The sequence below is a fragment of the Lentzea chajnantorensis genome (assembly GCF_054300775.1).
Genome location: NZ_JBSDZT010000002.1, coordinates 8,478,578 through 8,491,804 on the forward strand (window position 1 = coordinate 8,478,578; position 13,227 = coordinate 8,491,804).

At 68.9% G+C, this 13,227-nt stretch carries 16 protein-coding genes; 8 read left to right on the top strand and 8 right to left on the bottom strand.

Annotation, left to right across the window (positions count from 1 at the left end; all coding sequences use genetic code 11):
* Positions 1-71 precede the first annotated feature (71 nt).
* The 4 genes from ACVDFE_RS40575 to ACVDFE_RS40590 all read left to right on the top strand — a co-directional run bounded on the left by ACVDFE_RS40575 (position 72) and on the right by ACVDFE_RS40590 (position 5,035).
* A complete protein-coding gene (locus ACVDFE_RS40575; protein ID WP_360398135.1) occupies positions 72-833 on the top strand; it encodes a DeoR/GlpR family DNA-binding transcription regulator in 762 nt (253 codons plus the stop codon).
* A gap of 119 nt (positions 834-952) precedes the next feature.
* The gene (locus tag ACVDFE_RS40580) at positions 953-2,290 is read left to right on the top strand and encodes an ABC transporter substrate-binding protein (protein WP_458434136.1); all 1,338 of its coding nucleotides are present in this window, start codon (positions 953-955) and stop codon (positions 2,288-2,290) included.
* Positions 2,291-2,303: 13 nt separating this feature from the next.
* Entirely contained in the window at positions 2,304-4,049 is a 1,746-nt protein-coding gene (locus tag ACVDFE_RS40585; RefSeq protein WP_458434137.1) for an ABC transporter permease, read from the top strand.
* Positions 4,046-5,035 carry a zinc-dependent alcohol dehydrogenase family protein gene (locus tag ACVDFE_RS40590; protein ID WP_458434138.1) on the top strand — a complete coding sequence of 330 codons (990 nt, stop codon included), beginning with the start codon at positions 4,046-4,048 and terminating at the stop codon, positions 5,033-5,035. Before ACVDFE_RS40585 ends, ACVDFE_RS40590 begins: the two co-directional genes overlap by 4 nt.
* A 42-nt stretch (positions 5,036-5,077) precedes the next feature.
* Here ACVDFE_RS40590 and ACVDFE_RS40595 read toward each other — a convergent pair whose 3' ends face one another.
* The 3 genes from ACVDFE_RS40595 to ACVDFE_RS40605 form a co-directional block, all read right to left on the bottom strand.
* The gene (locus tag ACVDFE_RS40595) at positions 5,078-5,458 is read right to left on the bottom strand and encodes an Imm1 family immunity protein (protein WP_360398125.1); all 381 of its coding nucleotides are present in this window, start codon (positions 5,456-5,458) and stop codon (positions 5,078-5,080) included.
* Positions 5,459-5,519: 61 nt separating this feature from the next.
* The gene (locus ACVDFE_RS40600) at positions 5,520-5,729 is read right to left on the bottom strand and encodes a DddA-like double-stranded DNA deaminase toxin (RefSeq protein ID WP_360398123.1); all 210 of its coding nucleotides are present in this window, start codon (positions 5,727-5,729) and stop codon (positions 5,520-5,522) included.
* Positions 5,674-5,910 carry a hypothetical protein gene (locus ACVDFE_RS40605; RefSeq protein WP_360398274.1) on the bottom strand — a complete coding sequence of 79 codons (237 nt, stop codon included), beginning with the start codon at positions 5,908-5,910 and terminating at the stop codon, positions 5,674-5,676. The genes ACVDFE_RS40600 and ACVDFE_RS40605 overlap by 56 nt, the downstream gene beginning before the upstream one ends.
* A 169-nt stretch (positions 5,911-6,079) precedes the next feature.
* On the opposite strand from ACVDFE_RS40605, the gene ACVDFE_RS40610 reads away from it, so the two are divergent.
* The 4 genes from ACVDFE_RS40610 to ACVDFE_RS40625 all read left to right on the top strand — a co-directional run bounded on the left by ACVDFE_RS40610 (position 6,080) and on the right by ACVDFE_RS40625 (position 9,534).
* Positions 6,080-6,370 (top strand): hypothetical protein, encoded by a 291-nt coding sequence (locus ACVDFE_RS40610; protein WP_360398121.1) that lies wholly within the window; start codon positions 6,080-6,082, stop codon positions 6,368-6,370.
* On the top strand, positions 6,349-8,223 hold the full coding sequence (locus ACVDFE_RS40615; RefSeq protein ID WP_458434139.1) for a sensor histidine kinase: 1,875 nt from the start codon (positions 6,349-6,351) through the stop codon (positions 8,221-8,223). The genes ACVDFE_RS40610 and ACVDFE_RS40615 overlap by 22 nt, the downstream gene beginning before the upstream one ends.
* Positions 8,224-8,238: 15 nt before the next feature.
* Entirely contained in the window at positions 8,239-8,880 is a 642-nt protein-coding gene (locus ACVDFE_RS40620) for a response regulator transcription factor (RefSeq protein WP_360398117.1), read from the top strand.
* A 102-nt stretch (positions 8,881-8,982) separates the two neighbouring features.
* On the top strand, positions 8,983-9,534 hold the full coding sequence (locus ACVDFE_RS40625) for a hypothetical protein (protein ID WP_458434140.1): 552 nt from the start codon (positions 8,983-8,985) through the stop codon (positions 9,532-9,534).
* Here ACVDFE_RS40625 and ACVDFE_RS40630 read toward each other — a convergent pair.
* From ACVDFE_RS40630 to ACVDFE_RS40650, 5 genes are all read right to left on the bottom strand, one after another.
* A complete protein-coding gene (locus tag ACVDFE_RS40630) occupies positions 9,518-9,694 on the bottom strand; it encodes a DUF397 domain-containing protein (protein ID WP_458434141.1) in 177 nt (58 codons plus the stop codon). The genes ACVDFE_RS40625 and ACVDFE_RS40630 overlap by 17 nt on opposite strands.
* Complete coding sequence (locus ACVDFE_RS40635) at positions 9,669-10,421, bottom strand: DUF5753 domain-containing protein (protein WP_458434142.1); 753 nt, start codon at positions 10,419-10,421, stop codon at positions 9,669-9,671. The genes ACVDFE_RS40630 and ACVDFE_RS40635 overlap by 26 nt, the downstream gene beginning before the upstream one ends.
* Before the next feature lie 154 nt (positions 10,422-10,575).
* Positions 10,576-11,511: an asparaginase gene (locus ACVDFE_RS40640; RefSeq protein WP_458434143.1), complete on the bottom strand. Its 936-nt coding sequence runs from the start codon at positions 11,509-11,511 to the stop codon at positions 10,576-10,578.
* 4 nt (positions 11,512-11,515) lie between these two features.
* Positions 11,516-12,412, bottom strand: a complete 897-nt coding sequence (locus ACVDFE_RS40645; RefSeq protein WP_458434144.1) for an NAD-dependent epimerase/dehydratase family protein — start codon at positions 12,410-12,412, stop codon at positions 11,516-11,518.
* 61 nt (positions 12,413-12,473) lie between these two features.
* A complete protein-coding gene (locus tag ACVDFE_RS40650) occupies positions 12,474-13,151 on the bottom strand; it encodes a polysaccharide lyase family 7 protein (protein WP_458434145.1) in 678 nt (225 codons plus the stop codon).
* Positions 13,152-13,227 lie beyond the last annotated feature (76 nt).

Below are 13,227 nucleotides of genomic sequence, written 5' to 3' on the forward strand. Positions count from 1 at the left end.
ACAACGTTTCAGGGGTGTTTCATCTATGCACAGCCCGAACGGGCATCAGCAGATCCGAACGGGCAGGTGACATGCGAGCCGAGGACCGCAAGCGCCGCATCCTGGCCAGGGCTCGCGCCGACGGGCGCGTCGACGTGGTGGAGATGGCCCAGGAGCTCCAGGTCGCACCGGAGACCGTCCGGCGTGACCTGCGGTTGCTCGACGAGCACGGGCTGGTGCGGCGCACGCACGGTGGCGCGGTTCCGGTCGAGAGCGCCGGCTTCGAGACCGGTCTGCGGTTCCGGGCCGGGTCGCACGTGCCGGAGAAGCGGCGCATCGCGAAGGCCGCGGCCGAACGGCTCGACGACGCCGAGACGGTCTTCATCGACGAGGGTTTCACGCCGCAGCTCGTCGCGGAAGCGTTGCCGACCACCAACCCGCTCACGGTCATCACCGCGTCGCTGCCGACCGCGGCGGCGATGTCGGAGCACCCGTCGTGCGTCGTCCTGCTGCTGGGCGGCCGGGTCCGCGGCCACACGCTGGCCACCGTGGACCACTGGGTGCTGCGGATGCTCGGCGAGATGGTGATCGACCTGGCTTACATCGGTGCGAACGGGATCTCCCGCGAGCACGGTCTGACCACGCCCGACCCGGTGGTCGGCGCGGTGAAGGCCAAGGCGCTCAGCGTGTCCCGGCGGAAGATCTTCGTCGGGGTGCACACGAAGTTCGGCGTGTCGAGCTTCAACCGGTTCGCCGAGATCGGCGACCTGGAGGCGATCGTCACGGACTCGGGCCTGTCCGCCCACGAGGCCCACCGCTACTCCTTGCTCGGCCCCAAAGTGATCAGAGCCTGAGGGCGTCTGCAAGTACTGCCAACAGCCAGTTGGCGGTACTTGCAGACGCCAGGACAAGCCCCCTGACGGGTACGCCTGGTGTCTTCGCCGTGCCCGAAATCCCCCGAAAGGAACCGACGATGTCGTCGATCCGCACGCTCGGCGCCGCGACCGCTGTGCTGCTCCTCGCTTCCGCCTGCGCGGGCGCCGGCGGTGGCGGAGGCGGCGGTGCCGACTCCGTGAACGTCCTGATGGTGAACAACCCGCAGATGCAGGACCTGCAGAAGCTCACCGCGGACAACTTCACCAAGGACACCGGCATCAAGGTGAACTTCACCGTGCTGCCCGAGAACGACGTCCGCGACAAGATCAGCCAGGACTTCTCCAGCCAGGCCGGTCAGTACGACGTCGCCACGATCTCCAACTACGAGACGCCGATGTTCGCCAAGAACGGCTGGCTGGCGCCGATGGACGACTTCGTGGCCAAGGACAGCGCCTTCGACCAGGCCGACATCCTGGAGCCGATCAAGCAGTCGCTGACTGCTGCGGACGGCAAGGTGTACGCGCAGCCGTTCTACGGCGAGTCGTCGTTCCTCATGTACCGCAAGGACATCTTCGAGGCCAAGGGCGTCACGCTGCCGGAGAAGCCGACCTGGCAGCAGGTCGCCGAGGCCGCGCAGAAGGTCGCGACGCCCGAGGTGCGCGGCATCTGCCTGCGCGGCCAGCCGGGCTGGGGCCAGGTCATGGCGCCGCTCACCACGGTCGTGAACACCTTCGGCGGCACGTGGTTCACCAAGGACTGGCAGGCGCAGGTCAACGCGCCGGAGTTCAAGGAGGCCACCAAGTTCTACGTGGACCTCGTCCGCAACCACGGTGAGGCGGGCGCCCCGCAGGCCGGGTTCGCCGAGTGCCTGAACAACATGACGCAGGGCAAGGTCGCGATGTGGTACGACGCCACGGTCGCCGCCGGTCTGCTGGAGGCCGCCGACTCGCCGGTCAAGGGCAAGCTCGGCTTCACCCAGGCGCCGGTCGTGAAGACCGACAGCTCCGGCTGGCTCTACACCTGGGCGTTCGGCATCCAGAAGGCCTCGAAGAAGCAGGACGCGGCCTGGAAGTTCGTCTCGTGGGCGTCCGGCAAGGGCTACGAGGAGCTGGTCGGCAAGAACCTCGGCTGGTCGAAGCTGCCCGACGGCAAGCGCGCGTCGACCTACCAGCGCGCCGAGTACAAGCAGTCGTCCGGCTCGTTCTCCGCGATGGCCGAGGCCGCGATCAAGAGCGCGAAGCCGCTCAACCCCGGTGTGCAGGAACGTCCGGCGCCCGGCATCCAGTTCGTCGGCATCCCCGAGTTCACCGACCTGGGCACGCAGGTGTCGCAGCAGATCAGCTCCGCCATCGCGGGTGCGGTGAGCGTCGACGAGGCGCTGAACAACGGTCAGGGGCTCGCTGAGAAGGTCGCCGCGAAGTACAAGGGCCAGTGAAGGGGCCGTTGACATGGCAGTCATGACGCAGGCGCGGCCGGACACCGACGACCGGCCGCCGCCCGTCCCCCGCAAGAAGACCAACCGGTGGGTCACGCGGGCACCGCTGCTGCCCGCGCTGATCTTCCTGATCATCGTGACGCAGCTGCCGTTCGTCGCCACGCTGGTCATCTCGTTCATGAAGTGGAACTCGCTCGACCCCGCCAACCGCGGGTTCGCCGGGTTCGACAACTACGTCAACGTCTTCACCGACCCCGACCTGCGCTCGTCGGTCGTCAACACCATCGTGCTGACGGCGTCGGTCGTGCTCATCAGCCTCGTCCTCGGGCTGGGGCTGGCCCTGTTGCTGGACAAGAAGTTCGCCGGCCGCGGGCTGGTGCGCACGCTGCTGATCGCACCGTTCCTCGTGGTGCCGGTGGCGGCGGCGCTGATCTGGAAGCACGTGCTCTACAACCCGGAGTACGGCCTGTTCAACGGCATCCTGAACTGGCTGGGTTTCGACGCCCAGCCGGACTGGATCTCCAGCATGCCGATGACCGCGGTCGTGCTGTCGCTGGTGTGGCAGTGGACGCCGTTCATGATGCTGATCCTGCTGGCGGGCCTGCAGTCGAAGCCGGTCGAACCGGTCGAGGCCGCGACGATCGACGGCGCGTCGTCGTTCCAGATCTTCCGGTACCTGACGTTCCCGCACCTGCGGCAGTACCTGGAAGCTCGGCGGTCTGCTCGGCTCGATCTACGTCGTGCAGAACTTCGACGCCGTCTTCACCATCACGTCCGGTGGTCTGGGCACGGCGAACCTGCCGTACATGATCTACCAGACCTTCTACCAGGCCCACGAGTACGGCGAGGCCTCCGCGGCCGGCGTGATCGTGGTGGCGGGGTCGATCATCATCGCGACGTTCGCGCTGCGCACGGTGTCCTCGCTGTTCAAGGAGGAGAAGCGATGACCGCCAAGTGGATCGGCCGCGCTTGGGGCGCGCTCGCCTGGTTCTGCGGCCTGGTGTTCTTCGCGCCGGTGGCGTGGATGTTCCTGACCTCGCTGCACAGCGAGTCGGACGCCGCGACCAACCCGCCGTCGCTGCTGGCGCCGCTGACGCTGGACGGGTACGGCGAGTTCTTCGACGCCGGCGCGTGGCCGCCGTTGCTGAACTCGTTCAGCGCGTCCATCGGCTCGACGATCATCGTGCTGCTGCTGGCGATCCCGGCCGCGTACGCGTTGTCGATCAGGCCGGTGGAGAAGTGGACGGACGTCCTGTTCTTCTTCCTGTCCACCAAGATGATGCCGGTCGTCGCGGCGCTGCTGCCGATCTACCTGTTCGCGCAGTTCTCCGGGATGCTCGACAACATCTCGTTCCTCACGCTGCTCTACACCTCGATGAACCTGCCGATCGCGGTGTGGCTGATGCGGTCGTTCCTGTCCGAGGTGCCGAAGGAGATCCTGGAGGCCGCGTCGATCGACGGTGCCGGCCTGCTGACGATCCTGCGCAGGGTCGTGGCGCCGATCGCGATGCCGGGCATCGCGGCGACGGCGTTGATCTGCTTCATCTTCAGCTGGAACGAACTGCTGTTCGCGCGGGTGCTGACCGGTGTCGTCGCCGGTACCGCGCCCGTCTACCTCACCGGGTTCGTCACCTCGCAGGGCCTGTTCCTCGCGAAGGTGTGCGCGGCCGCGGTCGTGGTGTCTCTGCCGGTGCTCATCGCCGGGTTCGCCGCCCAGGACAAGCTGGTCCAGGGCCTTTCGTTGGGAGCGGTCAAGTGAAAGCAGCAGTGATCACGGGCGTCGGGTCCGTCGAGGTGACCACTGTGGACGATCCCAGGTGCGGTCCGCGCGAAGTGGTCGTGGACGTGGCGGCGTGCGGCCTGTGCGGCACTGACCTGCACATCCTGCAGGGCGAGTTCGCACCCACCCTGCCGGTCGTGCCGGGCCACGAGTTCGCGGGCACGGTCGTGGAAATCGGTGCGCAGGTCAACGAGGTGAAGGTCGGCGACCGCGTGGCCGTCGACCCGTCGCTGTACTGCCACGAGTGCCGGATGTGCCGCAACGGCAAGAACAACCTGTGCGAGCGCTGGGCGGCCATCGGCGTCACGACGGCCGGTGGCGCGGCGGAGTACGCGGTGGCGCCGGTGGCGAACTGCGTGAAGCTGCCCGACCACGTGCGGACCGAGGACGCGGCGCTGATCGAGCCGCTGTCGTGCGCGGTGCGCGGCTACGACGTGCTGCGCTCGCAGATGGCGTCCCGGGTGCTGATCTACGGCTCGGGCACGATGGGCCTGATGATGCTCCAGCTCGGCAAGCTCACCGGCGCGTCGTCCATCGAGGTCGTCGACCTCAACGCCGAACGGCTCAAGACGGCGCAGCAGCTGGGCGTCACGGCCACGGCGGCGTCGCCGGACGAGCTGGACCGGCCGCAGGGCTGGGACCTCGTCATCGACGCGACCGGCAACGAGAAGGCCATCCAGGACGGGCTGGGCCGGGTCGCGAAGGGCGGCACGTTCCTCCAGTTCGGCGTCTCGGACTACTCGGCGCGGGTCACGATCGAGCCGTACAAGATCTACAACCAGGAGATCACGATCACCGGCTCGATGGCGGTGCTGCACTCCTTCGAACGGGCGGCCGACCTGTTCGCGACCGGGGTGCTCGACCCGGAGGTGTTCATCAGCGACCGGCTGCCGCTGGCCGACTACGCCGGCGCGCTCGACCAGTTCAAGGCCGGGAAGGGCCGCAAGATCCAGGTCCTGCCGTAGCAACCGCGGGTTCTGCCTGCTCTGCGCAGGCAGAACCCGTGCTCAGTCCTCGACCTCGTGCAGCGCGGCGAAGTCCGGTGGGATGAACCCGTCGTGTTCGAGATAGGCCGACAGCACAGCCCGCACTGCCGCAAGCGGCACGACGTGGCGCGACGGGATCTCCTGCACGTGACCCGCGTAGTCGAACAGGACGGTGCCGTCGGCGTCCGACGCGCCGATCGTCGCCCGCGAGGAACTCCACAGCTCGTAGACGAAACCGGACTCCGGCCCGATGCCCGCTTGAAGCGCGGGAAAGGCGTACGGGTTCTCGTCGTCGACTCCGATCTCCACGATCGAGGCGATCGATTCGCCTTCCGACAGCGCGATCACCTGAGCGATCAGCTCGGCCAGCTCGTCGTGAGTGCTGACGAGGAGCGGAGACATGCCGGTTTCGTGGTCGAAAACGGCTCTGAGTGTCACCACGGCGCCTTCTCACCTCCTGTGATCATCTGCTCATACCGTTGTTGCGCATGCGCACCGCGAGCTTCGTTTCAACATGCGAGGCCACGAACGGCACACCGCGACGGGGCATGTCGAGGCTCTTGAGGAACTCGGCGGCAGCATCAGCCTCCGCTCCCCCGCCACTCACGATTTCCTGATCAGGGGAATCTGGTGTGAACCACCGCCCGTACGTCTTCTGGCCTCGTTCCTGCACAGGTGGTGGCAGCCGACCCCGAAGTCGTGCGATGTGTTCTGAGGTGAGCCCAACCGGCGACACCGACCAGGCGCCGGGCATCTTCGGCCAGGTCCGCCGCGGTGTGCGCCGCGCCGATCGCCTGGCTGATCTTGTCGAGCACCAACCGGAGCTTTTCCCCGACTTCGCCGAGTGTCGGCACGGCGCCACCTCCACCGCAGCCGATGATGGCACGGGGAGACAACCGGAAAAGCGGTCATCGCGATGCAGGTCCTACCCTGAGTCACCAGCGCAACCCCGCGTGGCCCCGATCGTCGCAACGATCGGGGCCACCCGTGTATCTGGGGTGTGCACGACGGCTCCTACTGGGCATGTCGAAGTCCGAGCAGAAAGCCGGGCAGGAAGTACAGCTGCCGCCCTACTTCTCGACCATGTCAGACGAAGAGCTCCTGTCCTGGTACGCGGAGCTTCAGGCGCGGGCGATGAGCCCGCAGCCTGGTGACGTCGATTTCGACCACGCCCACCGGCCGGGCAAGCCGATGACCGTGGAGCAGCTGCGGCACCGACTGCTCACGTTCCAGGGCTGGCCGGGCGGGTCCGGGCTCAGCACGATGGACTCCGGTTCTCCGTTCCACAACCTGTGGCACTGGCTCAGCGCCTGACCCGCGGCGAGGTCGCCCTCGCCAGGGTCGTCGGCGCGCTGGTGGCCGCCTGTGTGCTCTACGCCGTGGTGCACACGGCGCTCACCGGCGCGGTCTCGCATCCCCGCAACTGGCTCGTGGCCTTCGCCTGCACCCTGCTCGGGGTGCGGGTGATCGGTCACGTGGAACGGTCGGCCGTCGGCTGGTTGCTGCTCGTCATGGGCCTGTTCGGCGGGATCACGGTCGCCGTGGCGGGCCAGCCGGTCGAGCACCCGGCGCGGTGGGTGGAGGCGTGGGTCTGGTGGCCGACCTACGCGCTGCTGCCCGCTGTGGCGCTGGTCTTCCCGAACGGCAGGCCGTTGGGGCACCGGTGGTGGTTCGCCATCGGCGCGAGCCTGGTGAGCGCCGTCCTCGGCACGGTCGGGCTCGCCTGGGGGTCGTGGGGTGACCCGGCGGGTTTCTGGGAGCACGCGGGTGGCGGGCTGGCCAAGGGCATCACGGTGGTCGCCGTGCTCGCGGCCGGGGTGTCGGTGGTCGCGGCGGTGGCGGCGTTGTTCCTGCGCTGGCGGCGGGCCGAGGGGGACGAACGCCGGCTGCTCGTGTGGGCGTTCGCGTTGCTGGCGCTGGCGGTCGTCGCGACGGCGCTGGAGACCACGGACGGGCACTTCGCGTGGGTCATCGGGGTGCTGGCGTTCCCGGCGGCCGCGGTGATCGCGATCGTGCGGTACGGGCTGTACGACATCAGCCTGCTCATCCACCGGTCGTTGCTCTACGGCACGCTCACGGTGGCGTTGCTGCTCATCTACCTGGGTGTGATGCTCGCGGCCGGTCAGTTGTTCAGCAGTGACGCCGAGGTCATCGGGGTCGTGGCGGCGGGGCTGGTGTTCGCGCCGTTCCGCAGCTGGGTGCAGAAGAAGCTCGACCGGTGGCTTTATGGCGAACGGTCTGACCCTTATGCCGCGCTGTCGACGTTGAGCGAGAAGCTCGAACGGTCCCAGGACGTGCTGCCGACCGTCGCGCAGACGGTCGCCGAGTCGTTGAAGCTGCCGTACGTCGCGATCCGCGGCGGGTCGGTGCTGGCCGAGCACGGGCGCAGCCGCGGGTGGCCGCAGCTGCGGTTCCCCATGACCTACCGCGGTGCCGCGGTCGGTGACCTGGTGGTCGAGCCGCGTGCGCCGGACGAGCGGTTGAGCGACAAGGAGCTCAGCCTCCTGGTCGACCTGGCGCGGTCCACCGCACCGGCCGCCCAGTCGATGAAGCTGACGGCCGATCTGCAACTCGCTCGCGAACGGCTCGTGCGTGCGCGCGAAGAAGAACGGCTGCGGCTGCGGCGCGACCTGCACGACGGCGTGGGACCGGCGTTGGTGGGCATCCGGTTGCAGCTCAAGGCATTGCGGCGGTCGATGGGTGAGGCGCTGGACCCGGTGCTCGGTGACGTCGACTCCACGGCGGGCGAGGTGCGCAGGCTGGTGGACGGGTTGCGGCCACCGATCCTCGACCAGGGCTTGGCGCTGGCGGTGCGGGACGAGGCCGCGCGGTTCCACGGCGAGCTGGCGGTGCGCGTCGAGGCCGAGGAGGTCGAGGGCCTGTCCGCCGCGGTCGAGGTCGCCGCCTACCGGATCGTCGCGGAGGCGTTGACGAACACCGCACGGCACTCGGGCGCACGGCACTGCGTCATCACGGTCCGGCACGACGGCGACCTGGTCGTGGAGATCACCGACGACGGCCGCGGCGTGGCACCGGACGCGACGCCCGGCGTCGGGCTGGACTCCATGCGAGAACGCTGCGCCGAACTGGGCGGATCGTGCACAGTGGGACCCGCACAACCACACGGCACTCGGGTGGTCGCGCGGCTTCCGCTGGAAGTCCGCTGATGCGGGAGGTTCTCGATGGCGCGGGTCGTGATCGCCGACGACCACCCGGTGTTCCGGCGCGGCATGAAGGCGTTGCTGGACGGCGAGGACGGCATCGCGGTGGTCGGCACGGCGGCCGACGGCGTCGAGGCCGTGGAGGTCGTGCTCGCCACCCGCCCGGACGTCGTCGTGCTCGACCTGCACATGCCGCGGCTGGGCGGTGTCGAGGCCGCGAAGCAGATGCTGGCGGCCCTGCCGGAGGTCGGCGTGCTCGTGCTGACGATGCACGAGGACGACGAACTCGTCTTCGCCGCGATGCGGGCCGGCGCACGCGGGTACCTCGTCAAGACCACGGACGACGACGAGATCGTGCGCGCGGTGCAGGCCATAGGAGCCGGTGAGGCGATCTTCAGCGCGACCATCGCCCAGCGCATGATGGGCTACTTCACGGCGATCTCGTCGTCCAAGGCGGTGGCGTTCCCGCAGCTGACCGACCGCGAACGCGACGTGCTGGAGCTGATGGCCTCCGGCAAGGACAACGCCTCCATCGCGCACCGGCTCAGCCTCTCGCAGAAGACCGTCCGCAACCGGGTCTCCGCCATCTTCACGAAACTCCAGGTCGCGGACCGCGCGCAGGCCATCGTGGCGGCACGGGAAGCAGGCCTCGGCAGCTCGTGAGCAACCGCCGTCCCGGCCGGTTCGGGACACCGGTCACCTGACAGCGGGACACCTCCCCGGCTTCGATCGGCGCATCCGCCGAGCCTTCAGGGAGCCCTGCCCATGGACATCACCTGGGACGTCGCACACGCGCGGCTCAGCCACGACCGCATGCTGCACATCGCCAAGGCGCTCATCTCCATGCGCCCCGACACGGTCACGCTCGGAGGGGGCGAACCCCTCGGCGTGCCCGGCCTGTTCGAGATCGTCGAGAAGTTCCGCCGAGCCGGCATCGACGTCGTCCTGCGCACGTCCGGCAAGTCGCTGCACCCGTCGATGGTGCGCACGCTCCTGGCGTCGTGCGCCCGCATCGAGGTGTGCGCGATGGCGTTCACCCACGCCCTGCACGCGTTGCACCTGCTCGACGTGGGCGCCGCCAAGCTCGACCGGCACGCCGTCTTCGGCCTCGACGCCACCGGCATCCGGCGCGGCTTCGACCGGCTGGAGGACTTCTGCGCCACCACGGCGTTCGACCTGCCGCGCCTCGCGTTCATCGCGCTCGGCGACACCATCGGCCGCGACCACGCCCAGTACCTGCAGTCGCTCGCCCCTCAGACCGTCCGCGTGACGGTCGAGACCGCGAACACCTCGGTCGCCGTCAGCCGATCCAGCTGACGAGCGCGCGCCACGCGGGAGTCGAGAACGTGAGCACGTCACCGCTCACGTTCTTGGTGTCCCGCACGAGCGCGTCCTGGACCAGTGACACCTCCACACAGTTGCCGTTGCCGTTGCCGGTGCTGTAGCTGCTCTTACGCCAGGTCTGTTCCTGGGTCATGAGAATCCTCTCGCAGTCCGCTGACGTACTCCATCAGCTTGCTCCGCGATTGTTCCTCATCCAACGCAACGGCATCCAGCCGCTGAAAGAGTCTCCTGGCCTGTGCGACAGCGGCCTTCTCCTGAGCGAAGACCTGAGTGGTGTCGGTTTCCGTGAAGACCACCGGAGACGCCTTTGCGAACTCGTACAACACGCTCGGCGACCTGAAACTGGTGATGTGCGCGGGCACGATGCGCAGTATGTGCGTGTTGAAGAGCAGCCGCAGGTACTGGTCTTCACGGATCTGAGCGTCGCCCATCCGCATCTGCAGAGCAAGTTCGTGCACGTAGAACACGCAGTCTGGCCGGTTCCACCGCTTGAGAATCGCCTGGCGCTCCATGCGAGCCTCGATGTACGCCTCGATATCCTCTGGCGCCTCGATGTGGGAGTCGACGAACAACTCCCGTGCGTAGCGTTCCGTCTGGAGGAGGCCGTTGACGATGATCAGGTCGTAGGCGAAGATCCTGGTGGCCATCGTCTCTGTCATCGCCAGCGTGCGCAGGTTGCTGTTGTCCTGCGCGAAGTACAGGTCGAACGCGTGGTGGTACCGGCGGCGGAAGGACTCGACGAACTCCAGGTTCTTCCCGCAGGTCGCCAGGTACTGCACGAGGTCGATGTCGCTTGCGCGAGCCTTGCCGAGTTCGATGTCGGACACCTTGCTCGGGTCCCAACCCAGGTGCAGTGCCATCGCCCGACCATGGAACGAGGTGCACGACTCCCGTATACGGCGGAGCTCGTCGCCGAGGTCCCGGCTGTACGGAGTGGACGCGATTGCTGCCATAGCAAGGAAGTTATGGCGTGGAATGAAACCAAGTAACGGGCTCGTTCGGGTGAAAACAGAGCTAGAAAACCCCGCCGCGAGCTGCGAATACGTCGTTGATAGGCACCATCGCGCCGAGGGCGAGCCGCAGCAGCACGCGTGCCTTACGGGGACATAGCCAGCCGGCCATCACCGCGCCGCGCTGGATGAGGTCGGACTCGGAGCCGGTGAAGCCGTAGGTGTTCTGGAACGTGGTGCCCGCGCCCGTCCGCGTGGCGACGACGACCGGGAACCGCGCCCGTGAGATCGCCGCGGCCATGCCCGCCGACACGTGCCCGACGCCCGTCGCGGCGATGACCACTCCCCCGACGTTGAGCCAGTCGAGCAGGGTGCCGTCGTCGTCGATCGTGGCCTCGACGAGCGGGACCGGTGGCACGGTGCGGGGCCGTGGCAGGGCGGGCAGCCGGTGGGCGGGGTGGAAGTAGTGCGGGGCGCCCTCCACGAGGAGACCGAGCGGGCCGGGGAAGGAGCTGAAGGCGCTGGGCAGGCTGCTGTGCGTCTTGCGGACCCAGCGGGCGGCGTGGACCTCGTCGCCCAGCACCAGGAGCGCGCCGCGACCGCGGGAGTTCCCGGCCAGGGCCACGGCGACGGCCGCCGCGAGGTTCGCCGGGCCGTCCGCGCCGGGCAGGCCGGGGTGGCGCATGGCGCCGGTGACGACGAGCGGGTGGTCGTGCGGCCACAGGCAGTCGAAGAAGTACGCGGTCTCTTCGAGGGTGTCGGTGCCCTGGACGATCACCACACCACTCGCGCCCTCGGCGACCTGCCGGTCGGCCCAGTCGAAGGTCTCCAAGAGCACGTCGAACGTCAGCGAGGCGCCGGGGGTGGTGGCGAGGGTGGCGATCTCGCCGACCTCCAGGCCGCCGACGAGGTCCCGCGCGCCCAGGGTCGGTGACACCGCGCCGGAGCCCGTCATCGTGATCGTGCCGCCGAGCGATGCCACCGCCACCTGTGAGCCCATGCGCTCACGATAAGGGCATCTCGTGTTCGAGCCAGTCCGTGAGGGACGGACGCGAGGGGCGCCAGCCGAGGGCGCGGGCGCGGGTGGCGCGGACCCGGCTGTTGGCGCCGAGCGCGTAGCGGGCGAACCCCTCGCCCCACGCGGCACCGGCTTCCTCCAGGCCCCACGGCCGCACCGGGCCGAGGCCGAGGCGGCGGGCGATGGCCTGGCCGATGTCGGCGAACGAGACGTCCTCACCGCCCGCCACGAAGTACAACCCGGTGGCCGCGGGCTCGGTGAGGGCCAGGAGGTAGAGGTCGGCCATGTCGTCGAGGTGCACGGTGGACCAGCGGTTGAGGCCGCGGCCGACCACGCGGACCACACCGCTGCTCCTGGCCTGCTCGACCAGCGGCGGGACCAGGACGGTCTGCGGGCGGGGGCCGGTGCCGGTGCCGTAGACCAGCGAGTTGCACAGGACGACCGAGCGCAGGTCCGCGTCGACCACGGCGCGGTCGAGGTCGTAGCGGGCACGCCGGACCGGGTGGTCCCCCGGGGTGAACGGCACGGCGTCGTCGACGACGGTGCCGGACGGCCCGCCCTGCGCGTCGTCGCCGACCACGCTGGTGCCGCTGGTGTGGACCAGCACCTTGTCCGTGCCGCGCAACGCCTCCACGAAGGTGTCCACCGCACCGCGGTGGTCGCTGTTCGCGGTGTTGACGACCGCGTCCACCCGCCGGGCCTCCCGGTCGAGCAGGGCGGTGTCGCCGAGGTCGCCGACGACCGGGTCGATGCCCGCCGCGGCCAGCTCGCCGACGACGCCGGGGGTGCGGGTCAGGCCGCGCACGGTGTGGCCGGCGCCGATGAGCCGCCTGGCGACGGCGCCGCCGATGTAGCCGCCGGCGCCCGTGAGGAAAACGTGCATGGGTGAAACCTGCCAGCCGCGACCCGACCCGCACCACTTCCGTTGCCGTTCCGGCAAAGGATCACTGGCGCCAGTAGGTGATGTTGCGGAAACGGGCCTCCGCGCGGCCGCTGCCGTGGTGGTAGACGCCGTTCTTGAAGTACCGCGTGGCCGGGCCCTCGTCCTGGTGGGTGAGTTTGAGGGTGCCGTTGTAATAGGTCTTCACGGTGCCGCGCCCGCCCGCGACGGCGGTGTGCTCCACGCGAATGCGGAACCACTTGTTGTAAATGCCGGTCGCGATGACCTGGTCGCTGTCCTTGCGCAGGGTGCCGCCGTTGATGTTGGCGACGTTGAGCATCACGTCGGTGGCGCGGGTGCCGTCCGGGCGGCTGCCGCGCAGGATCTGCACGACCGTCGGGCCGCTGACGCCGGACGGGATGTAGACCTCGCCCTCCCAGGCGCGCGACCCGCTGGAGTACTCCTGGTTGAAGCGCAGCTCGGTGCGGGGATCAGTTGGGCTGCCGGGGGTGTGCGGCTCGTCGTAGTCGTAGACCCACATGGTGTGGACGCCGCCTTCGAACTTGTAGCGCGCGCTGGTGGCGAGGTTGTGCGGCTTCTGCACGGTGTAGGTGTACGGCGCCGAAACCCATTGGGCAGAGGGCGGCTGGGCGAGGGCCTGACCGGCCGGCGCGACGAGCAGGGGTGCGGTGAGGGCGAGGGCGAGCACGGAACGGCGTGGGTGGAGCGCAGGGGTTTCCACGGTGAATCCCTCCGACCTTCGACAAGTGGTCTGCACCACTTTGGGGGCACGAAGGCGGAGGGATCAACAGTTCTCC

What these genes read in the sequence shown, in the direction of transcription:
- ACVDFE_RS40575 (WP_360398135.1), top strand. Translation starts at nt 72, where the DNA reads ATGCGAGCCGAGGACCGCAAGCGCCGCATCCTGGCCAGGGCTCGCGCC.
- ACVDFE_RS40580 (WP_458434136.1), top strand. Translation starts at nt 953, where the DNA reads ATGTCGTCGATCCGCACGCTCGGCGCCGCGACCGCTGTGCTGCTCCTC.
- ACVDFE_RS40585 (WP_458434137.1), top strand. Translation starts at nt 2,304, where the DNA reads ATGGCAGTCATGACGCAGGCGCGGCCGGACACCGACGACCGGCCGCCG.
- ACVDFE_RS40595 (WP_360398125.1), bottom strand. Translation starts at nt 5,458, where the DNA reads ATGTCTCCGCTCCTCGTCAGCACTCACGACGAGCTGGCCGAGCTGATC.
- ACVDFE_RS40610 (WP_360398121.1), top strand. Translation starts at nt 6,080, where the DNA reads ATGTCGAAGTCCGAGCAGAAAGCCGGGCAGGAAGTACAGCTGCCGCCC.
- ACVDFE_RS40620 (WP_360398117.1), top strand. Translation starts at nt 8,239, where the DNA reads ATGGCGCGGGTCGTGATCGCCGACGACCACCCGGTGTTCCGGCGCGGC.
- ACVDFE_RS40625 (WP_458434140.1), top strand. Translation starts at nt 8,983, where the DNA reads ATGGACATCACCTGGGACGTCGCACACGCGCGGCTCAGCCACGACCGC.
- ACVDFE_RS40630 (WP_458434141.1), bottom strand. Translation starts at nt 9,694, where the DNA reads ATGACCCAGGAACAGACCTGGCGTAAGAGCAGCTACAGCACCGGCAAC.
- ACVDFE_RS40635 (WP_458434142.1), bottom strand. Translation starts at nt 10,421, where the DNA reads ATGGCACTGCACCTGGGTTGGGACCCGAGCAAGGTGTCCGACATCGAA.
- ACVDFE_RS40640 (WP_458434143.1), bottom strand. Translation starts at nt 11,511, where the DNA reads ATGGGCTCACAGGTGGCGGTGGCATCGCTCGGCGGCACGATCACGATG.
- ACVDFE_RS40645 (WP_458434144.1), bottom strand. Translation starts at nt 12,412, where the DNA reads ATGCACGTTTTCCTCACGGGCGCCGGCGGCTACATCGGCGGCGCCGTC.